The organism is Pseudoclavibacter sp. Marseille-Q434, assembly GCF_050315415.1.
Lineage (GTDB): Bacteria > Actinomycetota > Actinomycetes > Actinomycetales > Microbacteriaceae > Pseudoclavibacter.
In genome coordinates, this window is record NZ_JBNPQH010000002.1 from 85,635 (window position 1) to 108,495 (window position 22,861).

Annotated in this window: 16 protein-coding genes; 7 read left to right on the forward strand and 9 right to left on the reverse strand. The window is 68.1% G+C overall.

Translation table 11 applies throughout. The annotated features are described in order from the left end of the window. Positions 1 to 32: 32 nt before the first annotated feature. Positions 33 to 1,505 carry an O-antigen ligase family protein gene (locus tag ACQFZP_RS07315; RefSeq protein ID WP_179557955.1) on the forward strand — a complete coding sequence of 491 codons (1,473 nt, stop codon included), beginning with the start codon at positions 33 to 35 and terminating at the stop codon, positions 1,503 to 1,505. A 13-nt stretch (positions 1,506 to 1,518) separates the two neighbouring features. On the opposite strand, the gene ACQFZP_RS07320 is transcribed toward ACQFZP_RS07315, so the two are convergent. Then, positions 1,519 to 2,886: a hypothetical protein gene (locus ACQFZP_RS07320; protein WP_211890831.1), complete on the reverse strand. Its 1,368-nt coding sequence runs from the start codon at positions 2,884 to 2,886 to the stop codon at positions 1,519 to 1,521. An 80-nt stretch (positions 2,887 to 2,966) separates the two neighbouring features. On the opposite strand from ACQFZP_RS07320, the gene ACQFZP_RS07325 reads away from it, so the two are divergent. Both ACQFZP_RS07325 and ACQFZP_RS07330 read left to right on the forward strand, forming a co-directional pair. Beyond that, positions 2,967 to 3,269 (forward strand): hypothetical protein, encoded by a 303-nt coding sequence (locus tag ACQFZP_RS07325; RefSeq protein ID WP_211890833.1) that lies wholly within the window; start codon positions 2,967 to 2,969, stop codon positions 3,267 to 3,269. After that, positions 3,266 to 4,972, forward strand: a complete 1,707-nt coding sequence (locus tag ACQFZP_RS07330) for a rhamnan synthesis F family protein (RefSeq protein ID WP_211890835.1) — start codon at positions 3,266 to 3,268, stop codon at positions 4,970 to 4,972. The genes ACQFZP_RS07325 and ACQFZP_RS07330 overlap by 4 nt, the downstream gene beginning before the upstream one ends. A gap of 44 nt (positions 4,973 to 5,016) precedes the next feature. Here ACQFZP_RS07330 and ACQFZP_RS07335 read toward each other — a convergent pair whose 3' ends face one another. Next, positions 5,017 to 6,399: a hypothetical protein gene (locus tag ACQFZP_RS07335; RefSeq protein WP_104312798.1), complete on the reverse strand. Its 1,383-nt coding sequence runs from the start codon at positions 6,397 to 6,399 to the stop codon at positions 5,017 to 5,019. Between the two features lie 149 nt (positions 6,400 to 6,548). On the opposite strand from ACQFZP_RS07335, the gene ACQFZP_RS07340 reads away from it, so the two are divergent. After that, a complete protein-coding gene (locus ACQFZP_RS07340) occupies positions 6,549 to 7,406 on the forward strand; it encodes an NAD-dependent epimerase/dehydratase family protein (RefSeq protein ID WP_179557951.1) in 858 nt (285 codons plus the stop codon). A gap of 67 nt (positions 7,407 to 7,473) precedes the next feature. Here the strand turns inward: ACQFZP_RS07340 and ACQFZP_RS07345 are convergent, their stop codons facing one another. Beyond that, positions 7,474 to 8,766, reverse strand: coding sequence for a glycosyltransferase family 2 protein (locus ACQFZP_RS07345; RefSeq protein ID WP_211890837.1), 1,293 nt, complete (start codon positions 8,764 to 8,766; stop codon positions 7,474 to 7,476). An 84-nt stretch (positions 8,767 to 8,850) separates the two neighbouring features. Here ACQFZP_RS07345 and ACQFZP_RS07350 point away from each other — a divergent pair, with 84 nt between their 5' ends. From ACQFZP_RS07350 to ACQFZP_RS07360, 3 genes are all read left to right on the forward strand, one after another. Beyond that, positions 8,851 to 10,728: a rhamnan synthesis F family protein gene (locus ACQFZP_RS07350; protein ID WP_211890839.1), complete on the forward strand. Its 1,878-nt coding sequence runs from the start codon at positions 8,851 to 8,853 to the stop codon at positions 10,726 to 10,728. 144 nt (positions 10,729 to 10,872) lie between these two features. After that, positions 10,873 to 11,721: an ABC transporter permease gene (locus ACQFZP_RS07355; RefSeq protein WP_211890841.1), complete on the forward strand. Its 849-nt coding sequence runs from the start codon at positions 10,873 to 10,875 to the stop codon at positions 11,719 to 11,721. Next, the gene (locus ACQFZP_RS07360) at positions 11,722 to 12,924 is read left to right on the forward strand and encodes an ABC transporter ATP-binding protein (RefSeq protein ID WP_211890843.1); all 1,203 of its coding nucleotides are present in this window, start codon (positions 11,722 to 11,724) and stop codon (positions 12,922 to 12,924) included. 149 nt (positions 12,925 to 13,073) lie between these two features. Here the strand turns inward: ACQFZP_RS07360 and ACQFZP_RS07365 are convergent, their stop codons facing one another. The 6 genes from ACQFZP_RS07365 to ACQFZP_RS07390 form a co-directional block, all read right to left on the reverse strand. Next, positions 13,074 to 16,409 carry a hypothetical protein gene (locus ACQFZP_RS07365; RefSeq protein ID WP_211890844.1) on the reverse strand — a complete coding sequence of 1,112 codons (3,336 nt, stop codon included), beginning with the start codon at positions 16,407 to 16,409 and terminating at the stop codon, positions 13,074 to 13,076. A 268-nt stretch (positions 16,410 to 16,677) separates the two neighbouring features. Further along, on the reverse strand, positions 16,678 to 17,742 hold the full coding sequence (locus ACQFZP_RS07370; RefSeq protein ID WP_211890846.1) for an NAD-dependent epimerase/dehydratase family protein: 1,065 nt from the start codon (positions 17,740 to 17,742) through the stop codon (positions 16,678 to 16,680). Positions 17,743 to 17,812: 70 nt separating this feature from the next. Then, entirely contained in the window at positions 17,813 to 19,057 is a 1,245-nt protein-coding gene (locus ACQFZP_RS07375) for an alginate O-acetyltransferase AlgX-related protein (RefSeq protein WP_211890848.1), read from the reverse strand. Further along, positions 19,054 to 20,271, reverse strand: a complete 1,218-nt coding sequence (locus ACQFZP_RS07380; protein WP_211890850.1) for an acyltransferase family protein — start codon at positions 20,269 to 20,271, stop codon at positions 19,054 to 19,056. The genes ACQFZP_RS07375 and ACQFZP_RS07380 overlap by 4 nt, the downstream gene beginning before the upstream one ends. Before the next feature lie 108 nt (positions 20,272 to 20,379). Further along, complete coding sequence (locus tag ACQFZP_RS07385) at positions 20,380 to 21,012, reverse strand: hypothetical protein (protein WP_104312807.1); 633 nt, start codon at positions 21,010 to 21,012, stop codon at positions 20,380 to 20,382. 73 nt (positions 21,013 to 21,085) lie between these two features. After that, on the reverse strand, positions 21,086 to 22,795 hold the full coding sequence (locus tag ACQFZP_RS07390) for a rhamnan synthesis F family protein (RefSeq protein ID WP_211890852.1): 1,710 nt from the start codon (positions 22,793 to 22,795) through the stop codon (positions 21,086 to 21,088). Positions 22,796 to 22,861: the final 66 nt, after the last annotated feature.

The window sequence follows — 22,861 nt, forward strand, 5'->3', positions numbered from 1 at the left end:
GATCAGGTCCGCGAGTGAGCGAGAATAGGCCGGTGAGCTCCACCCGAATCCCCGCAGACTCCATCGCGACCGAACGCGCCCCATGGCGTCGATTCGTGTCCCGGGTACCGGGGAGCCCCGGGCTCACCGCCTTCGCGACGTTCACGTTCTTCACGGCCTTCGCCGGCGACTTCTGGCGCAACCTGCTCACCTGGTACGGCTTCGGCGTCGTCGTCGCGATCATCATCGGCATCTCGATCTGGCTCCTCGCCAGCAAGAAGCCCCTCCCGAAGATCATGCATCTCCCGTCGGCGCTCGTCGCCTTCGTCGTCTGGTGCGCCTTCTCCATCATCTGGTCCGCCTACCGACCCGAGTCGCTCCTCGGCTTCGGCATCCAGCTCGTGACGGTGATCGTCGCCCTCGCCCTCGCCGTCTCGCTCACGAAGCCGCAGTTCCTGCGCGCCTTCAGCGCGGCCATGCGCTGGATCCTCGGCCTCTCGCTCGCGTTCGAGGTCCTCGTCGCCATCTTCTTCCCCGGCGGCGTGCTACCCCTCGCCCTCCTCATCCCCGGTCAGCTCGAGCGCGTCTCCGGCATCCCCGGAGCCACCGCCGAGACCGTGCCAGCCGCGTTCCTCTGGAGCCAGGGGCACATCTTCGCGGGCAGCGCCATCCAGGGCATCCTCGGCAACCGCAACCTGCTCGCCATGGCCGCGCTCCTGTGCGTCATCGCCGTCGCCGTGCAGTGGTACGCCAAGCAGATGAAGCGGTGGCCGGCGATCACCTGGATCGTGCTCGGCCTGGTCGCGATCCTCCTCTGCAAGTCGGCCACCGTCTTCGTGGGGTGCGCCGTCGTGCTCCTGGCCGTGGCCCTCGTCTTCATCGCACGCCCGCTCAGCAACGCGCAACGGTGGGGCATGTACGGCGCGGTCTTCGCCATCATGCTCGTCGTCGGCTGGATCGTGCTCCAGTTCAACACGCAGCTCTTCGGCCTCATCAACCGCTCGAGCGACATGTCGGGCCGCGGCGACATCTGGGCCGAGGTCGGTCGGCTCGGCAGCGAGCACTGGCTCACCGGCATGGGGTGGATCAGCTACTGGGCCCCGTGGGTGGAGCCGTTCAAGGGACTCCTCGTCGTCGACGGGGTGCACTTCCTGCAGGCCCACAACGCCTACCTCGACGTGTGGATGCAGACGGGCCTCATCGGTGCGTTCTTCTTCGTCGGCATCGTGCTCTCGACCCTCATCCGCACCTGGTGGCTGGCCGTCGACCGCCCGCAGACCGACGCCAGCGGACCCCGCGACTTCCCGCCGACGGCCATGCTCGCGTTCCTGCTCATGGTCGCCCTCGCGGTGCAGTCGCTGACCGAGTCGCGCCTCCTCGTCGAGGGGAACTGGCTGCTGCTCTGCTACCTGGCGATCTACTCGAAGCTGCGCATCCAAGACCTCCCCGCGCTGCCGAGGCGCACCATCTCGACCAAGACGGGGCCCCTGCCGATCGTCGAGCGCAACAAGCTCGAGGGCGTCTGACGCTTCTCCTCCGCTACTTCCCGGCGTCGCGGAGCAGGTCGTCGCAGGCGAGCACGAAGGACTTGCCGGGCGCGACGGCGAAGACGCGCTCGCCCTCCGGCTCGCCGACACAGGTTGCGACCGCATCGCGGTACTGCGCCGACCAGGCAGGAACGGCGCGGCGATCATCCGGCACGGTCGCCCACTGCGACACCACCGCGGCCCCGACGGCGAGCAGGAGAGCCGCGGCGGCCAAGCGCGCAGCGCGCGGGGCTCGCACTCCCCAGCGCTCGACGATCGCGGACGCCGCGAGCGGGAAGCTCGCGAGCGCGAAGATCGCTGCGGCGGCCCCGTAGCGGATGTCGATCTGCGCAGTCAGCCAGTCACCGCCCTCGAACCGGGCGAACTGGAAGATCGTCAGCGGGTTGACGAGGAGCGTGCCACCGAATGCCGCAGCCGAGACCAGCAGCAGCGCGGCTAGGGCCACGCGCTCCGGTCGCCGCCCAATCGCCATCACGAGCCCCACCGCGAGCGCGAAGGGCACGAAGGCCAGCACCAGGATGCCCGCCCCCTGGCTCGCGAGCGCCACCGCGTTCGACTCGGTGTCGCCGCTCCAGACGGGAAGCAGCGCCGTCGCGCCCCAGCCGACGAGCACATCGGCGACGGAGATGGGCCCATGTGGGGCGTTGAACTGAGGCCGGGGGGCGAGCAGCCACGTCACGAGCTGAGGCAGGACGCCCAGGAGGGCGCCGGTGAGCAGGAGCCACACCGCTTGGCCGCGATCCCAGAGGAGGCGAAGCAGCAGGATGGGCAGCGCGACGATCGCCTGGACCTCCGTCAGGAGGCAGACGAGGACAACCCCGGCCCAGAACCCCCGCTCCGCCCTGGACACGTCGCTTCGGGAGACGAAGATCCACACCACCAGCCACAGGCAGTACGTGTGCAGGTTCGCGAGGTCGCCGAGCACCTCGCGGCTGATGAGCGGCACGAACACGGGAACGAGGGCGACCGCGACGCGCGCAGGCAGCCACGTGACGATTCCCCTGGCCAGGCGGAACGTGCCGGCGCAGACCAGGGCGGTCGCCAGGAGGCTCAGGAACGAGACCGCCACACCGAAGTTGTCGCGCGGGAAGAGCTCCGCGGCGACGATCGTGAACACCCGAGGCAGGAAATGCTGGTAGCCGGCGTACGGATGGAACAGCGTGGCGAGGCTGCCGAGCTCGATCTGCTCGCGCAGGAACGTATCGCCGTCCTCCGCCCAGAGCACTCCGTGCGCCCCGGCCGGCACCCGGAACCACGCCAGCACGAGGGCCACGGCGAAGACACCGGCCAGCCAGGCGGACTCGCGGTGCGGAGCGAGTCGCCACCGTTCCGACTCGGAACCGACTGCTCGCGCGCTCATCCGTCGATGCTATCCGCCGCCGAGCCGACCCCGCGGCGAGGGAGACGAACAAGGGAGTCACCGGCGATATGCTCGTGGCCATGCCAAGCAGCGCACCCGATACCCGAAGCTCCGCAGAACTGGTCGTCGAGGTCGAGGCACTCCGGGAGCGCCTCGACGAGCTCGCCCGCGAGCGGGCTGAGGAGAAGGCCGAGAACGCCGAGCTCAAGGCGAGGGTCCTCGCACTGCAGAACTCCCTGGACGACGCGCACTATCACCTCAACGTGCGGCCGACGACCGCGCAGCGCGCCCGCAACCTCCTGCGTCGTCTCCCCTCGCTGGCCCGGAGCATCCCAAGGCGCATCCTCGCCGTGCCACGGCGCATCCTGGGTGGCATCAAGTGAAGCTGAGCGACCTCAGGTCGCCCAAGCGGCTCGGCATCTTCTTCTTCTTCGACGAGCAGGGCGTCGTCGACGAGTACGTCACGACGCTGCTCGACGGCATGCAGCCGCACCTCGACCACGTCATCGTCGTCGTGAACGGCGAGCTGAACGACGCAGGCCGCGAGCTGTTCACCGCGCGCCCCGGCACCGACCTCATCGTGCGTCCCAACGAGGGGTTCGACTCCTGGGCGTACAAGACCGCGATCGACTCGATCGGCTGGGAGGGCCTCGCCGAGTACGACGAGTTCGTGATGTTCAACTTCACGATCGTTGGCCCGGTCGCCGACATGGGCCTCATGTTCGACACGATGGATGCGAAGGACCTCGACTTCTGGGGCATCACCGTGCACCACGCGGCCCCCTTCGACCCGTTCGGCGTCCTCGAGACGCCGACCCTGCCCGTGCACATCCAGTCGCACTTCATCGCCGTGCGTCGCTCGATGTTCCTGTCCGAGCCGTTCCAGGACTACTGGGATGACCTGCCGGAGATCCCCGACTACTCGCACGCCGTCGCGAAGCACGAGGCGAAGTTCACGTGGTTCTTCGACCGCCTCGGTTTCACGTGGGAGGCCTACGTCGACACGACCGACCTCGAGCCGTACACGCTCTACCCGCTCAACACGTACCCGGTCGAGCTCATCGAAGAGCGCAACTGCCCCATCTTCAAGCGCAAGACCCTCTTCGCGGGCATCCCGTCGACGATCGAGGAGATCGCCGGGTTCAACGCGACGCGGCTCTACGAGTTCCTCGAGACCTCCGGGCGCTTCGACATGGCGCAGCTGCGGCCGCACATGCAGCGCAGCATGGACCAGTACGCGCAGTTCTCCACGCTCCACGACTGGGCGATGCTCGAGTCCACGGCCGCGTCGTCGACGGAGTTCGCGGTCCTCGTCCCAGTGGGCGCAGGATTCGAGGAGCGCCTCGCGCAGGCTCGCCTGATCGAAGGCCGGGCCGCGCTGGTCGTCACCGGAACCCGCACCCGGCTGAGCGACGCGGACGCCCTCATCCAGGCCTCTGGCGCCCTCAGCATCGAGGTGGCCTCGCACTGGTCTGAAGCCGCCGGCCGCATCAGCCAGGACGTCACGATCGTGCTCGGCCCCGACGCGTTCCACCAGAGCGGACGCCAGGCGGACCTCGTCGACGCGCGCGCGTTCGGCGCAGAGACCTTCGGGCTCCCCGACCCGTCGGCGGCCATCGCCGAGTTCGAGCGTGCTTCGGAGCTGGGACTGCTCGTCGCGGCCCCGCTGCTCCACGGCGAGCACTTCGGCGAGCTCGGCCGGGAGTGGGATGACACCACGCCGGCGTTCGAGGGCATCGCTTCGATGCTCGGGATCGCGGTGCCCTACTCGCGAAAGACGTCGCCGTTGCAGGGGTCGGGCGGCACGGTCATCCTCCGCACCGAGGCGATCCGCACATTCGGCGCGTCCGTCGCGTCGGCGCAGTACGGAAGCCTCGTGCAGCTGAGCACCCGCGACTGGCAGAAGCTCGTCGCCCTGGCGGTGCAGACCGCGGGCTTCGTGCCCAGGGTCGCCGTCACGCCGGCGCTCGCGAAGTACCTGCTGTCGATGACCTTCGACCTGCTGCGCCGCATCAACCGCGCCGCCGGGCCGAGCGGCGGTGCGCGCGCGTCGACGCTCGTCGCTCGAGTCGAGTCCCTGCGCTGAGCCGCGGTCGGCCGTGCTCCCTCGCGAGGGCGCACGGCCGCAGATCACTGCCTGACCGTGGCGCGCTCGAGCACGTCTCGGCAGGAGAGGTCGAAGTACCTGATGCCCGGCGCGCTCTCGAAGGTGTAGCTCGACTCCGGCGCGGCCTCGCAGGCGACGACCGCGGCCCCGACCTGCGCGCTCCACGGCTTCGCCATCGTCTTCGCTGAGGCCACCTCCGGCCCCTGGATCGCGATGTAGCCCAGGACGACGGTCGAGAGGACCAGCACGACCGTGCGCGACAGGACCGGGAACCTCGGGCTGAAGCGCATCACGAGCGAGGACGCCGCGAACGGAAGCGCGGCGAGCACGAACAGAGCCGCGGCCGCGCCGTACCTGAGGTCGATGGGCACGAGGAACCACTCGGGGCCCACGAACCGCGCGTACTGGAACGACTCGTGCGGGTTCACGAGAAGGGACCCGCCGAAGGATGCCGCCGAGATGAAGAGCAGGCCGCAGAGCGCGAACCGCTGATACCCCTTGTCGAAGACGAGGGCAGCCAGGGTCGCGAGCACGAACGGCAGCACGGCGAGTGCCAGGATCTTCCACCCGTACTCGGCCAGGAGGATCGAGTTCGTCTCACGGTGCCCGTTCCAGATCGGGAGGACGGCGTTCACCAGCCAGCCGACCACGACATCGGGAATGCCGATCTCGACACCCTCCTTGATGGGGCGCGGCGTCGTGAGCCAGGAGAACATCTGCGTTCCCACGCCGATGAGCGTTCCGGCCGCGATCGCGAGGACTGGAATGCTGCGGTCCCAGAAGAGGCGCACGACCACGAGCGGCACGACGAGCAGCGCCTGCACCTCGGTGAGACAGGCGATGAGCGCGACGACTCCCCAGAGGACGCCCTCGATCTTGCTTGCTGGCTTCGAGAGCGCGACCCACGCCGCCAGCCAGAGGCAGTACGTGTGGAGGTCGGCGAAGTTGCCGATGATCTCGAGGCTCAGCAGCGGCACTGCCACGGGGACGAGCGACATGAGCACACGGCCCGGGATCCAGCGGATGATGCCCCGAGTGAGCCGGTAGGTCGCAGCGGCCGTGAGCCCCGCGAACACGACGCAGACCGTGAAGACGGCGCGGTTGTAGGACTCGAGGGGGACCCATTCGACGACAGCAGCGCTGAAGACCCTCGGCAGGAAGTGCTGGTACCCGGCGTACGGATGCAGGAGCGTGGCAAGCGTTCCCCGCTCGATCTGCTCCTTGAGGAAGATGACCCCGTCCTCAGCCCAGACCACATCGTGATCCGGCAGCGGGATCCGGAACCACGTCCAGACCGTGACCACGAGGAAGACCACCACGACCCAGACCCAGTCCCGCCTGGTCCAGTCCGGGAGCCTGGATGCACCAGGAGCAGGGCTGACCACGCTGGCTGTCGTCCTCGTCATGCGTCTCCTCTTTTGCAAGCGGCCGCGCGTCCTGCGCCGCCTCGTCCACCGCAGCAAACATCATGGCACGGAACGTGTGCCGCCCTTGCTGGCCTCGGATGCCGATCTTCGTGCTCCGTTAGAGTGAGGGCCTTGTCGAAAGGAACGTCATGACAGAACGCCAACGGGTGCTGGTGACCGGCGCTGGGGGGTACATCGGGCGCCACGTCGTGAACGCGCTGCTCGCCGAGGACGCAGACGTCGTGGCCGTCGTCCGACCCGGTGGCGCCGCCAAGGTCAACCCGGCTGCGACGATCGTCGAGCTTGACCTGCTGAGCAGCGACGCCGACTACTCGAGCGTCCTCGAGCCGGCACCGACCTCGGTCATCCACCTTGCCTGGGAGGCGGGCTTCGCCCACAACTCCCCCGTGCACATGCTCAAGCTGTCCGATCACTTCAGGTTCCTGAACTCAGCGGTCGAAGCTGGCGTCAAGCGCCTCGCCGTGCTCGGCACCATGCACGAGGTCGGCAGGCACGAGGGTGCGATCACCGCCGAGACGCCCACCAACCCACTGTCGCTCTATGGCATCGCGAAGGACGCGCTGCGCAAGTCGACGTTCCTCGCCTTCGACGAGAAGGTCACGCTGCAGTGGCTGCGCGCCTACTACATCTACGGCGACGACCGGAACAACCAGTCCATCTTCACGAAGCTCCTCGAGGCCGCGGACGCGGGCAAGACCGAGTTCCCGTTCACCTCCGGCAAGGCGAAGTTCGACTTCATCCACGTCGAGGAGCTCGGCAGGCAGATCGCGGCCGTCGCCCTCCAGGATGAGCTGCGCGGCGTCGTCAACGTGGGCTCGGGTGTGCCCGTCTCGCTCGGCGAGCACGTCGAGCGGTTCATCACCGAGAACGACCTCGACATCTCCCTGAAGTACGGGGCGTTCCCTGACCGTCCGTACGACTCCAAAGAGGTCTACGGCGACGCGAGCGACATCCAGTCGTTCATGGCGACCCGCGCCGGCGCCTGAGCACCGACACAGAACGGGGCGCGCCGTCGATCTCTCGACAGCGCGCCCCTTTTCTCCGTCCTGACGGTCAGCGCCTGAGCACCGACTTCGCCGCGCGGCGCGCCTTCCGTTCGAGCTTGACCGCCGGCATCTGCTCGACCGCCCGCAGCTGCTGGCGGGCCCCGAGCAGCTCGGCGCCGAGCCGCGCCGCCTGTGCGCGAGCATCCGCTGCGCTGTGCTCGGCGGCCGCCGTGCGGTCCTCACGCAGCTGCAGCTCGTAGAGCTTCGTCTGCGCCTCGGCCTCGCGCTGCCCCAGCTCGTTGTACGCCGTCCGCAGACCGACGAGGTCCAGCTCTCGCTGGTACAGCGTCGAGTTGCGCTCGTCGACCTCCTCACGAAGCAGACGCACCTCCTCGTGTGCGACGTCGTCATACCTCTGGAAGAGCGCGGCCCGCTCGCGGAGGCGCAGCAGCTGCTCGTCCGAGTAGACCTCGTCGTGACCGTCGTCCAGCGTCGCGGAGAGCTGCGCGGGCACCACGGCGGCGTCGCCGATCGCGCGCAGCGCGTCGATGATGGATGTGTCCTCGACGTAGCCGCCGTCGGCGAGCTCGGACGTCGTGGGCATGCGCAGCGCGAAGAAGTCCTCGAGCACGCCGGCCTTGTACCGCCGCCAGTCGCGCATGCCATGGTGGTTCGCGCTCGGGCGAAGCCCCGGGTTCGCCTCGAAGCCGAGCGCCATCGCGACCGTCTTCCGCTCGAACTGCGACCAGGAACGCCACGGCACGTGCAGCACCTCGAGCTCGAAGCCCTCCGGCACGTCGCCCTGCTGCTCGAGGGAGACGAAGTGGTTGCCGTGCGCGACCTCGACCTCGTCCGAGCCCACGTGGATGGCGTTGGGAGTCGGGTGCGCGAACACCCCGGCGCGGTTCAGCTGCTCGATGGAGCGCTCGTCCCTGAAGCGGAGGCGAGCGAGCCCGCTGCCTTCGCGCCCGAACGAGCCGACCATGTTCACGACCGGGACGCGGAACGTCGTCAGGTCGGGGCTGTAGTGCTCCAGCGCCTGCCTGACGGTCAGCGAGCGGTCGCGCGCGAACACGAACTCATCGGCATCGCCGTTGATGACCCAGTCAGCACCGTGCTCGGAGTACGCCGAGCGAGCCATGCGCGTCACGACCTGGGCCTGCTGCTTCTTGTGCTCGGGATCGTGCAGGAGGGTCATGACCCCCTTCTCCTCGTACTGCTCGAGGATCTCGCGGGTTCCATCGACCGACGCGTTGTCGGTGACGATGAGGTGGTCGATGCCCTGAGCGAGCGAATGCTCCACGACGGCCGCGATGATGTCGGCCTCGTCGCGAACCATCATGGTCATGACGATTTTCATGGGCCAAGGCTACCCCGCTGTAGCATGGGGCATCGGCTGGCGCCCACCGGCGCCCGGCCCCGACAGACTCCAGCCGGGGTCGCCGTGAGCAGAGCAAAGGACGCCAACCTCATGCGTCGAGTGGTATTTTTCCTCGTCTACGACAAGCAGGGACACGTCGGCGGCTACGTCGAGCACTGCCTCCGCGAGCTGCGCGCCCACGCCGAGCACATCTTCGTCGTGTCCAACTCCCCCCTCACCACCGACTCGCGGCGCCGCCTCGAAGCCGTCGCCGACACGGTGTGGGAGCGCGAGAACGTCGGCTACGACGTCTGGGCGTACCGCGACGCGCTCCGCGAATTCGGGTCAGACCGCCTCCGCGACTACGACGAGCTCATCCTCGCCAACTACACCTTCTACGGGCCCATCGGCTCGTTCGCGCCGCTCCTCGAAGAGGCCGACGCGAAGACCGTCGACTTCTGGGGCATCACCGACCACGCGGCCGTGGTCCCGAACCCCATCACGATGACCGGCGTCATGCACCGCCACATCCAGTCGCACTGGATCGGCGTGCGCCGCAGCATGTTCACCTCAGACGCCTGGCGCTCCTACTGGGACGACATGCCCCGCATCGACTCCTACGACGACTCCGTCATGTTGCACGAGGCGCGTTTCACCCACTACTTCGAGTCGGCGGGCTTTTCCTCGTGGGTCGCCTACGCGTCGGCCCATTACGGCGACCAGCACCCGATCTTCAACCTCGCCGACGTGCTCATCGCCGACGGCTGCCCTATCGTCAAGCGGCGCTTCTTCTTCCACGACCCCATCTACCTGGACGAGCTCGCCATCATCGGCAAGCGCGTGCTCGAGCAGCTCGAAGAGAAGCACTACCCGCTCGACCTGCTCTGGCAGGACATCGGCACGACGGCCAAGCCGCGCATCCTGAACACGAACGCGGCCCTCCTCGAGATCATGCCGGACGTCGACCTGGGCGGCGCCGACCCGAGTGACCTCCGCGTGGTCGTCATCGCGCACGTCTTCTACGAGGAGATGATCGACGAGATCGTCGACCTCGCCAACACGATCCCCGGCGGCTACGACCTCGTCGTGACGACCGCGAACGCCGACAAGCAGACCGCGATCCAGGAGCGGCTCGTGGAGCTCGGCCGCCCGGACGACGACGTGCGCATCGTCGGCTCCAACCGCGGCCGCGACATCTCGGCGTTCCTGCTCACCTGCAAGGACGTCCTCGAGTCGGGACGCTACGACATCGTCGTCAAGCTTCACTCGAAGAAGAGCCCCCAGAACGGCTTCAACTCGGGGCGGCACTTCAAGGAGCACCTGTTCCAGAACCTGCTCAACTCTTCCGGGTACACGACGAACCTGCTCCGCCTCTTCGTCGACCACCCCACGCTCGGCATGGTCTTCCCGCCCATGATCCACATGGGCTTCCCGACGCTCGGCCGCGCCTGGTTCGCGAACCTCGAGCCGGCCAAGGAGCTCGCCGCGAAGCTCGGGATGCGCGTCGAGTTCGACGAGACCAGCCCGCTCGCACCGCTCGGCTCGATGTTCATCGCCCGACCCGAATCGCTGCGCCCGCTCGTGCAGGCCGGCTTCACGTGGGAGGACTTCCCCGACGAGGGGCAGTACGCGGATGGTGGGCTCCCGCACGTGCTCGAGCGACTGCTCGGCTACTCCGCGATCAGCGAGGGCTTCCACGTCCGCACGGTGCTGACGACGCACAACGCCGCCATCTCGCACACGCTCCTCGAGTACAAGGTGCAGGAGATCACGGCAGGCCTGCCCGGCCTGTTCCGCGAGCAGGTCGAGCTCGTGCGTCGGTACATCGCCTCCCAGGCCGAGTCCCCGCTCGGTCGCGCGAAGGGCATCGTGCTGAGCCGGACGCCGGGACTCGCGAACGCGCTGCGCCCGGTCTACAGCCGGTCGCGCGCCGCGTACCGCAACTTCCGGGCAGGTCGCTGACCCGCCCCACCTCGCGCGTGCGGCCCTCGGTGGCCGCGCCGCGAGGCTCCGAATTGGCCCCGAAGCCTGGTGTTAGTCTTGGGCGGCCCCTCCGTGGGGCCAGCGTCACAAGGTGTGCGGAGGACAATGTCTAAGCCTGTTTCTGTGAGGTCCCAGTCTCGGGGTCTCACGTTCAATCTCCTGGTCAATCTCACACTCCGTGAGATCCGGTCGGAGTACAAGCGCACTGCGCTCGGGCGAATCTGGTCGCTCATCAACCCGCTCGCGCAGATCGCGACGTTCTCGCTCGTCTTCGGGCTGCTCTTCGAGATCTCGGCCCCTCCCGGTACGAACTCGGGCGTGCACTTCTTCCCGCTGTGGATCGGCATCGGCGTCGTGAGCTGGGGCTTCATCTCCAACTCCGTCAACGGCGGCATGGGGTCCCTCGTCTCGAGCGCCGACCTGCTGCGCAAGGTCTACTTCCCTCGCTGGGTGCTGCCGCTCTCGCGCATCCTCGCGAACGCGTGGACCTACATCATCGAGATCGCGGTCATCACACTCATCATGTGCTTGATCGGCGGCCCCATGGTGCTGGCCTACCTGCCGCTCATGATCCCGCTGCTGGCCCTCATCATCATGTTCGTGCTCGGACTCGCGCTCATCCTCTCGGTCGTCGTCGTCTACTTCCGTGACATCGAGCACCTCTGGGGCATCCTCACGCAGCTGTGGCTCTACGCCTCCGGCGTCATGTTCCCCCTGCAGATGGTGCAGAACGCGCAGGACAACCTGACCGAGGAGGGCAGCCTGCTCTTCGGCGAGCCGTGGCCGCTCGTCTTCCTCTTCCAGCTCAACCCGACGCAGCGCATGCTCGAGTCGATCAGGAACATCGTCTACGACTACCAGGTGCCGCCACTCGAGAACTGGCTCTACATCGGGGTCTGGGCAGTCGTGATGCTGGTCATCGGCATCCTCGTGTTCACCCGGTTCTCGAAGAACATCGTGGAGGAGCTCTAAATGGCAGGCACAGCAGTCGACGTCTCCGGCGTCTCGAAGACCTTCCGCATCTACCACGACCGCAACCAGTCGCTCAAGGCGACGGTGCTCAAGGGCGGGCGGGCGAAGTACGAGGAGTTCAAGGCCCTCGACGACGTGACCTTCGAGGTCCCGGAAGGCGGCACCTTCGGCCTGCTCGGCCGCAACGGCTCCGGCAAGTCGACGCTCCTCAAGTGCATCGCCGGCATCCTGTCGCCCAACACCGGGACCATCACGACGCGCGGCCGCATCGCCGCGATGCTCGAGGTCGGCTCCGGCTTCCACCCCGAGCTCACGGGTCGCGAGAACGTGTACCTCAACGGCTCCATCCTCGGCATGTCGAAGCAGCAGATCGACAGCCGCTTCGACTCGATCGTCGACTTCTCCGGCATCGAGAAGTTCATCGACCAGCCCGTGAAGAACTACTCGAGCGGCATGTACGTGCGTCTCGGCTTCGCCGTGTCCATCCACACGGAACCGGACGTGCTGCTCGTCGACGAGGTGCTCGCCGTCGGCGACATGGACTTCCAGGCCAAGTGCCGTGCGAAGTTCGCCGACTTCAAGGCCAGCGGCCGCACCGTCGTCGTCGTCTCGCACGGCCTCGAGGGCATGCGGGAGTTCTGCGACCGCGCCGCCTGGCTCGAGCAGGGCGTGCTGCAGGAAGTCGGCCCCGCGACGGCGATCATCGACAAGTACCGGGATTCCGGCAACGTCACGGAGATCATCGAAGGCGGCGGCCAGCGCCACGGCAGCGGCGAGCTCTACATCGACACGATCGAGCTCGTCGGCGAGAGCGGCGCCGTCGACAACGAGATCCGCACGGGCGAGTCGCCCACCATCCGCCTCAACTTCGAGGCCAGGCGCCCGGTCGAGCGCCCGAACTTCAAGATCGCGATCGAGACGCTCGAGGGCGTCCGCATCTGGAGCACCTCCTGCAAGCAGCTGGGCTGGCAGCCCGACTCCGTGCAGGTCGGCCAGGGCAGCATGGACTTCCACCTCGACCGCCTCGCGCTCGCACCTGGCGAGTACGTCGTCAACGCCGAGGTGTGGCGAGACGAGAGCACCACACCCGTCGACAGCCTCACCGGCTCGTTCCGCTTCGGCGTGCACGCAGGCACCCCGTTCGCGCTCGAGGGTGTGCTCGCGATGGACGCCCGCATCGTCGCGAAGCTCCCCGGCCAGTAGCGCCGCACAGCCAACGCAGAAGACCCTCGCCTCGGCGGGGGTCTTCTGCGTTGTCGTCCGATCACTCGAACCCGCCCGTAGAGAGAAGAACCCCCGCCAGGTGAGCATCGCTCACCCCGGCGGGGGTCTTCGTATCGTGCGGTCTGGCGTCAGCCGGCGACCGGCTCTCCGATGCGGAACGTGGAGAACAGCTCTCGTGACAGCTGGAACGTCGTGGGCTCCGTGGTCGCAGTCGGCTCGGCGGCGGGCGTCTCGTCGACGCCAGCACCGGCCTCAGGGGCCTCAGCGGGTGTCTCGACGGGCTCCTCGGTCGAGGTCGCGGTCGGCTCGGCGGTAACCCCGTCCGTGGCATCCGGGCGGCTCGTGTCCGTCGGCGCCTCGTCGGCGCTCGCCGCTTCGGTTTCCGTCGCCTCAGGTGCAGCCGTCTCGGTCGGTTCTGCGGTGGCCGTCGCCGTCTCGGTCACGACGGGAGTCGCAAGCGAGGGGTCGACGGGGTGCAGCACGCCGTCCTTCACGAGGTAGAGCGTTCCGTCTGGGCCGAAGACCCGGTCCGTGATCGGCTCGGCGGTCGTGGAGACCGTGAGTCCCGCACCGACCTCGGGCGAGATGAGCGCGAAGTCGAGACCGAAGGCAGCCGCGTACTCCGGGGTGGCGAAGGGCACGAGCTCTCCGTCGACTCCGATGTAGGAGACGCCGCCGACCGTGACAGCCGAGGTGTAGAGCGGTGAGGTGTTCTCACCGAACTCCGCGAAGTTCGCGTCCGGCACGCTGCGCGGGTTCTCGATGGCGAGTCCGAGCTGCGCCGCTACCTCGGGCGAACCGACCTGCAGGAGCTCGTCGCCGTTCACGATCCAGGTGCCGGTCCCGGCACGGTTGGTGATGACCTCACCGGCCGTGAGCGGGACGGCTGGCTCCGGCGCTGCCGTCTCCGTCGGCTCGGGAGTGCCGGGGGCATCCGTCGACGTCGGAGTGGGCTCGAGCGTGGGGTTCGTGGGCTCCGGAGTCGCACTGGCGGTCGGAGTCGCGGTCGCAGTCGGTTCCAGCGTCGCCGTTGCCGTGGGCTCGGGCGTCGCGGTGGGAGTCGCCGTTGCCGTCGGAGTCGCCGTGGCCGTTGCCGTTGGAGTCGGCGTGGCCGTCTCGCTCGGCGTCGGCTCGCCCCAGCCTGCTGGGAGCTTGGTGAGCTGCGCGCCCGTCGCGATCTGGTCGGCGAACGCGGTCGGGACCGAGATCACGTTGCCGACGGCGCCGAACTCCACGAGGAGCTTCGGGGACGAGATGTGCTGCTTCTCCCCATCCGTGATCAGGAAGATCTTCCCGCTGCCGTCCTTGATGAACTCGGTCATCGAGGCACCCGCGTTCGGGACGACGCCGCAGAGCTGCGCCGAGATCCCCGGGAAGTCGATGCCGTAGGCCGCTTCGAGCTCAGGCGTCAGCTTGTACGCCTCTCCCTCGGTCGCGACGTAGGCGTCGTCCCCGCAGCGGAACTGGTTCGTCGTGATGGCCGTGTCCCGAACCGGGATGCGGTCGAACGAGGCCTGGGTGATGACGTAGGGGCTCGAGCCGAAGCCGTAGTCCTCGGCGAGCTCGCTGCTGGCCACCTTCGTGAGGTGGGCGCCGTCGAGCACGTGGAGGGTGTCGCTGTTCGGGCTCTTGATGAGCGCGCCGTTGGTGATGCCGTTGCCGGTGTCGATGCCGTCGAGCGTTCCCTTCGGCACCGTGTAGATGGTGCTCGAGATGCCGCGCTTCGTGGCCTCGGCCTCTGCGTCGCTCTTCGAGGAGAACTCGACGCGCTCGCCGCCGACGACGAGGTTGATCGTGTCGGATCCGCTCTCCTGCACGAAGTGGGCGCCGGGGACGGAGCCGTTCTTGCCAAGCGAGCCGATGATGCCGGCCGGGAGGGAGACGAACTTCGAAGCTCCGTACGTCGACGCCGGGACCCGCAGGAGCCCGCCATCGGTGTGCACGTAGCTCGACGTTCCGTCGGTCACGAGGGGCTCCGCCGAGAGGGCGTCGCCCTGGGTGAGCTTGCCGTAAGCCGGGCCGAACCTGCCGGACGCCTTGAACGCGCTGAAGTCGGCGAGCGATGCGGGAACGGCATGAGCCGTGAGGTCGCTGTCGAGCACGACCTTGCCCGAGCCATCGAGCTTCTCGACGACGGCTCCGCCGGTGAGGAACGGCTCGCCGTCGCTGAGGAAGTCGATCTTGTCGTCCTTCAGCTTCGTGGTGCCGATGTACATGCCCTGGGCGCCGAGCTCGGCGATGTCCGCGACCTCGCGCTTGGTCGTGCCCTCGATGAAGAAGATCTGACCGCTCGTGTTCTGGACGAACTTCTCCAGCGCGCCGCCGTTGTTGAACTTGTCGAGCTGCTCCTGCGTGATCTTCGCGAGGTCCGAGCCCTGCTGGTAGCCGAAGTCGGCCGCCACGGTCCAGTTGCGAACCTTCCGGAAGACGCCGTCGTCGATGTAGTACGGCGTGTTGTCCGGGCCTACGAGGATCTCCCCGACGTTCGCGCCGGTCGTGTACTTGTCGAGCGTCGATGCCGGAACCGTGGAGACGGCGCCGAGCGCGTACGCGAAGTCAGCGACCTTGGACGCGGTGACCGGGTAGCGGACCTCCTCGGAGAGGAAGTACACCTGCGAGCTGCCCTCGGCCTTGACGAGCCACGGCACGCTGACGGCGCCCTTGGGGTCGCCGAACCAGTCGGTGTACATGCTCCAGAAGTTGCGGTTGCCGTACGCGGAGCATCCATCGCCCTCGCCGTACATGTTGTTCAGCGCGGCCTGGTTGGGCTGGTACGGCGTGTAGTTGTAGAGACCGGCCGTCGCGTAGTTCGAGATGTAGACCGCGGAGGAGCCGCAGGAGAAGTTGGGGTTGTACAGCACGTTGTTCGACGCGAACGGGATGTGGTTGAAGCTGTACGGGTTGGCCTTGTAGTTCTGGAACTGACGCGCCGCGTTGTAGACCTGGTAGAAGAAGCCGCCGTAGCTCTGGTCGCAGGGTGCCGTGTCCGGGCAGCCGAATCCGGTCGCCGCCGCGAGGCGACCGAGGGTCGGGCTCTGCATGGAGACGAGGCTCTGCTCCTTCTCGAGGAGCACGAGCATGGCCTTCTGGCTGAAGTTGCAGGCCTGGCCGACCTTCGCGATGATGTCTGCCGCCGATTCGCCGCCGCCCGCGCCCGAGTAGGCGGAGCAGTACTGCGTGGCCGGCATGGAGGGCGTCGCCTGCGTGTAGTTGCGCAGCGCCGTCGGGGACGACGAACCGTTGCGCGAGACGAGGAACTGCTGCACCTCGGCCGCGGACATCGCGTTGCCGTTGTAGAAGTTCTCATCGCTGATGAGGTTGCCCGGGTCGAAGCCGCTGGCGTCCGCCGCAGCGGCGGCCTCGATGCCGCCGTTCGTGGGGCTCGAGGCGATGAGCTGCAGCCCGAGCAGCCCGGAGGCTGCTACCGCTGCGGTAGCGAAAATGGCAAGAGTACGGCGAAACATGAGTTCCCAACGCGTCGGTCGACTGGGTTGCTGCGCATCCACGGAGTGCACCGAGAAGGCTCAGCAGTTTCCAAGTATGCATACATGCGCCACGGAACTCCACACCCGTCCCAACTTTCACACGAGTCACATAAACAACATCCGTGTCAGCATCGACCCTGCGAAGCCCGGAAACACAACGATCACGGCCCCAGGCAGGTCCGTGATCGTCGCGACACGCCCGAGGAGAGAAATCCAAGGAATCCGGTCGCTGTGCCGTATATACGAGCTACTCGGCCCGTTCGAGTCTCTGCGCGTCGATCCAGTCGCAGAGGAGGCCCACACCCTCATCCACCATGACTCGAGGACTCCAGCCCAGCGCGGCGCTCGCTTCCGACACCTCGCAGGACGCGTGACGGACGTCGCCATTGCGGAACTTCCCGTTGATCTCGGGCGCAGGCGCCCCGTAGTGGGCCGCGATGAGCTCAGCGAGGCGGAGGATCGACGTGCCCTCCCCCGAGCCGATGTCGTAGGCGTTCGCGTTCGAGTCCGACTCGAGCGCGCCACGCACGATGGCGTCGGCCACGTCGTCGATGAAGACGAAGTCTCGGATGATCTGGCCGTCCTCGTAGACGGGGATGACCCGGCCGGCCTTCGCCTCCTGGGCGAAGAACGACACGATCCCGGTATACGGATTGATGAGCGACTGACCTGGGCCGTACACGTTCTGCAGGCGGAACAGCACATCGGTGACTCCGAGCGACAGGCACCACGAGCGGAGGATGTGCTCCTGCGCGAGCTTCGTGGCCCCGTACACGCTCGTCGGCGAGGGCGCCACCTTCGAGGAGACGAACGGGAGCGCGGAGAGCCCGGGGAAGTCCCACTCGCCTCGCTCGAGCATGGCGGCGGAACGCTGGCCCGGGTAGCTCACGGCCCCGTCGGCGTCCACCCAGGCGCCCTCGCCGTAGACCGCGCGGCTCGAGGACAGCACGATCTTGCTCGGCAGCTTGTCGGCGCGGACAAGCGCATCGAGCATCTCGGTCGTCCCGACGACGTTCACGCTCGCGTGGCGCGTGGCCTCAAGCAGCGACTGCCCTGTGCCGGTCTCCGCGGCCAGGTGGATGATGACGTCTGGAGTCACGTCGCCGAGGAGGGCATCCCAGTCGGCCGCCGAGGTCACGTCGCCCTGCACGAACTCGACGCGACTGTCGAGTTCACTCGGGCGCTCAGGGACCGGGTGGATCTGCGGGTGCAGGTTGTCGAAGGCGACGACCCGGTCGAAATGCTCGGGCAGGCGGTGGGAGAGCGCGGATCCGATGAATCCGGCTCCCCCGGTGATGAGGCAGGTCGTCATGGCGTTGCTCCTTGGGGTCTTCCCCCAGGCTAGCGAAGTGCCGTGGCCGGCGACGATGGCGCCTGCCAGGCTACTCGGCTGGGAGGACCGGGATCCAGTTGAGGTACCGCTCCGTCATCTCGAAGATCACGACATCCGGCTGGTAGTCGGCCGCCTCCGCGAGCACATCCGGGATCTGCTCGGTAGCGCTGCCGAGGTTGCTCGTCACCTGCTTGGTCTCGGCGAAGCCGGTCTGCCAGGTCGGTCCGGCGCTGTTGCCCTGACTGTCTCGCACGATCAGGGCGCGCAGGTCGGACTGTGCCCCCTCCGTCACCGTGGTGGCCGGCAGCTGCAGCATGTCGAGCCCCTTACCGGCGTCGACCTCGAGCACGGAGCCGTCGTTGAGCGTGGCCTGCATCTTCGGCGGCGCCTCGTCCAACACCGGAGTGCCCCACCCGATGTCCGTCGTCGGGAACCCGTAGGCCTCGAACTCGCTGATGACCGGCATATCCCCGACGCTCGAGTAGTCCAGCGGGGCGAGTGCCTGGTACTTCGCGTCGACCGCTCCGAGGCAGCCGGCGAGCTGCTCCCAGCCGATGGCGGCGCCGAACGGTGACCAGTGGCTGTTGCCGGGCGCGTAGACCGCACCCTCCTCGGATGCGTCGCGCAGCGCCTGGCGGGTGTCGACGAGCGGCAGGTCGGGATGCGCGTCGACCAGGTAGTCGAACGCCGTCGGCCCGCGGAGCTCTTGCGCCCACTCGGGCAGCTGCTCAGGATGCACCGACCAGTCCGCGGGGACGACCTGGACCACGAAGTCGATGCCCTGTGCGCTGAGGCCCTCGTCGATGGTCCGGAAGTAGTTCGCCCACTCCTCGCTCTCCTCGTCGCTGAGGAAGCCGCGGCCGAGGGCCTGCGAGAAGTTGTTCGCCTGCGTGTCGCCCCAGAAGACCCAGCCGTTCTCCCCTGGGACGAAGAGCTGCGCGTCTGGGTCGGAGCCGATGTGCTCGTCCCAGACCGCCTCGCTGGCCTCTCGCTCCTCGCCCGTCCATGGAGAGGCGGTGACCGGGTCCACGAGACCCGGCTGGCATTGCTCGGCCGGCAGCCGGGTGGCCTCCGACTCGGGAGCCTCCGCGGGTGGCACGAACTCCTCCATCGCTATGGCGTTCCGGGTCTGGTACCCCGCGACCGTCGCCACGATCGCAGCGATCAGCAGCAGGATCAGCGGGATGAGACGCACCCGGTGCCACCGCTGCGCCCAGGTCAGACGCCCCGTCTCGGACTTTGGCTCCTCGAAGCCGCTGTCTGGCCGGACGCCGCTCGGACCGACGGCGGTCATGAGCTCGCCTCCACGCGTCCGGCGCGGATCCGCGCGGCGAAGTTGGACGACGAGTAGGCGGGGTTGACGATCCTGCGCTTCACCGCATCCACCACCGGGGTGCCCCGCTCGAGCAGCCAGGCGAGCCACTTGGGGGTCCAGTTCTTGAGGCTCATCGCGGGGCTCTCGATCAGGTGCCAGGAGATGTACGCGCAGATGTGCGCGGCGACCGCGATGACGAGGTGGTAGACGAACCAGCCGGCGTTCTGCAGGCCGAAGTACGCCCCGAACTGCATGAGCGGCCAGGCGAAGATGTAGATGCCGTACGAGAGGTCGCCGTGCTTCTCCCATTTGTTGAGCCGCGGCGTGCGGATCGCGAACCACATGAGGAAGTACATGAGTCCGTACTGACCCCACATGTTCCAGCCGCCGAACGCGTACGCGAAGCCCGCGATGCCGAGCGCGAGCACCGCCAGCCGGTCATCGATCGGGATCTTGTCCCCGAACAGGGCGAACAGCATCCCGAACGCGAAGGGGGCGAAGAACATCGGGTAGAAGGGGTTGGTGAGGAACGGGCTGAGCGAGGTCATCTCGACCCAGCCGCTCCAGGTGAGGAAGTTCACTCCGATGATGCCGACGGCGATGAGGCCGCCGACGATGCGGTTCGAGAACACGCCGAAGAGCCCGAGGAGCCCGACCATGATGTACGCGCGGAACTCGTAGAACAGGGTCCACGCCGACCCGTTCCAGTCGAAGCCGCCGATGCTGGCGAACGGCAGCGAGCTGCCCATGCCCGCGATGTTGCGCTGGCCGAGCTCGAGCCACATGTTGCTCAGGAAGTACGTGAAGGGCGACTCGGTGTCGGCGTCCCAGTAGCCCGCCATCGAGCCCGTCTCCTGATGCCAGGCGATCGGCGCGAGAATGAACGCGGTCGTGAGCAGCGCGAGCCAGAAGGCAGGGAAGATACGGAGAGCCCGCCGCCAGAAGAAGCGGAAGATCGTCGACTTCCCGCGGCGGCTCTGCGTGATCAGGTAGCCGGAGAAGAAGAAGAACCCTGCGACGGCGACGCCGCCGACGGACTGCTCGCTGGAGATCTGAGTGCCGAGGTCGTGCCCGCCGTAGAACCCTGCGAGGGGTCCCGCGTGCGCGAAGATCACCGCGAAGGCGAGAAGCCATCGGAGGAACCCGATGCTGTTGGCCCGTGGATCGAAGGCCTTGTCGAGCGTCAGCGGCATAGCTTCCTAGGTCGTGGAGTCGTTCGCCCGCAAGCAGGCGGCGCTTCATCCTACACAGAGAGCATAATCGCGATTTCGGGCCGTCAGGGCGGAATTCCGGGGCTTCGGCTAGGAGACGGTGACCGTCATCGGCTCGCTCGAGCCACTGCCAGCCGGGCCCTCGTACTGCATGACGGCCGACCAGTCGCCGGCCTTGATGGCCGGGTCGCGCAGGTTCACGATGCAGCTGGACGCGTCGGTGTCCGCCGAGGTGGGGGCGGTGGCCGTCGCGGTGGCCGCGAACGTCTCGGGACCGTTCTTGAGGACCAGCGTGCACGTGCCGCCCGGGTCCGTGGTCGAGACGAGCGCTGCCGCAGAGATGACGCTCTGGTCCGGCACCCAGTAGACGCGGCTGAGCGAGACCTGCACGCCGGAGGCCTCGGCGGGGTCGCTCGGCTCGGCCGTGGCCGTCTCCGTCACGGTGACGGTCGGCACGGGCGTCGCCGTGACGATGAGCGTCTCCGGAACGGCGACCTCGGTCGCCTGCGGCAGCGTCGTGACGGGTGCCGTGTTGTCGGCAGGAGCGCCTTGGCCGAGTGGGTTCATGAGCACGAACACGATCGCCGCGATCGCCACGGCCGCCGCTATGAGGAGGCCGATGACAAGCCCCCGGCCGGTGCCACGGCGTTCGGCCTGGCTCTCCAGCTCTTCGAGCTCGTCGGGGTCGTACTGCCCGCCGAGCGGCGTCTCGCCGTTGCTCATCTGCCACCTCCAGTCGCAGACACGGTACCCCGGCGCGGGTAACGGCCACCTGATGCCGCGCCGCGAAGCGGGGTCAGCGGATGCGAGCGAGCAGTCCCTTGGCGTCAGCGGCGAGACGCCGCAGCGGCTCCTCCAGCGCCGGCATCCGGTGGAAGAGCGACGCGGCGAGACTCGCGACGCGACTGCCGCCAGGCTTCCGTGCCCGCGCGAGCCGGTGCGGCGCCCGCACCTCAGCGCCGAACTCCGCGACGAGGTCCTCGTACTTCGCGGCCAAGAGGGCGTAGTCGCTCGCGAGCCCGTCGGCTGTCTCCGCCTCCGACACGGCGAACCCTGCATCGAACACGAGGCGGCTCGCGAGCAGGTCGAGCAGCCGGGAGAGCTCGCCGTCGGGGAACCGGGCCTCGAGCGCCGAGAACCCATGCGCGTCCAGGACCGCGGCGAAACCGCGGAGCGCATCCACCCGGTACGCGGCGAAGCCCGCAAACGGCGCGACGGGCGAATTCGCGTCCAAGGGTGCAACCGCACCGAGCGAAGCTGCCAGCGCGGCCGACTTCGCTCGCGCACCCCGCCAGCCGTCGGCGAGCAGCCCTGTGCCGATCGGCGGTGTGACAGGGACGACCATGCCGAGCGTTCGGTGGTCGGCGAACTCCCACGCGAGGGGCTCGGCGCGCTCGAAGATGACCCGGCGCCCACGCTGGCGGGCGAGCAGGGAAGCGCTCGCCGGCATCGAGTCCAGGGACGCGGCAGCGACCGACTCGACGAGCACGAGGTCGGATTCGAGGAGTCGCGCGTCACCGTTCGCCAGCCTGCGCCAGAAGTCACCGCGCACGATGCGGAGGTGGAGCCCCGAGATGGTCGCCGACTCGTCGCCGCTCGCCTCGTCGCGAACCCACTCGTGCGTGACCGCGGTGGATGCGCGGCGCAGGACCCTGGGCCCTGCCCCCACTCCCCCGGCCAGCACACGGCTCGGCGCGAACCTCGCCGTGCTCTCGACGAGCACGTCGATGGGGAACGCGCGACGCTCGAGATCGAGCGCGACATCACGAGCGGACACACCCCGATGGTCGAGTTCGACGGGGTCGTGGACGAAGATCCGGCGCTTCACGAGCGGCGCACCGGCCTCGAGCAGCAGGACAGGCGTCTCGAGGCTCGGATTGGCGACCGGTGCCCCCTCGACTCTGAAGTTGCCCGCCGGGAACTGCGCGCCGACCGAGAAGCCGCGCTCCGCGAAGAACGGCGAGAACCGAGCCTCGTGGTGCCGCACCGAATCGTCGTACGACCGGATCTCCGGCAACGACGCCCAGTACTCGGCCCACGCATCGCTCACCACGACGCTGCGGCGCACGGCGATCCAGTGCGACTGCAGATGTGCTGGCATCGTGCCGCGGCGCGTGTACGGGTCGGGCGTGAGCTGGCCGTGCTCGGTGACGCCCCACACATCGTGCCCCGCCGCATCCGCCCACTCGAACGTCGCGGCGAAGTCGCCGACGGGGCCGAGGAACGTGTAGTTCGCGAGGATCACCTCGTCGAAGGCGGCCAGACGCTCGGCACCGATCTCCTCGAGCGCCGCACGGTAGCCGCCGACGTCGAAGCCCTCATTGGGTCGCTCGAAGACCGAATCGGCGACCGCGCCGAGCGACGCGCGCGACTCGTCGGTCACCGAGCCGTTCACGACGACGAAGAGCTCGCTCGCGTGCGGGCGCAGGCCGCGGAGGGCGTGCAGCACGCCAGCGTCGGCGACGCCAGCCCTGTCGAAGAGCAGGTAGATGACAAGTCGATTCATAGTCGCGGGCGGCCGATACGGCCGACTCCTCCCCTGAGCGCGTGCAGACTCGTGCCAAGCTAGCAC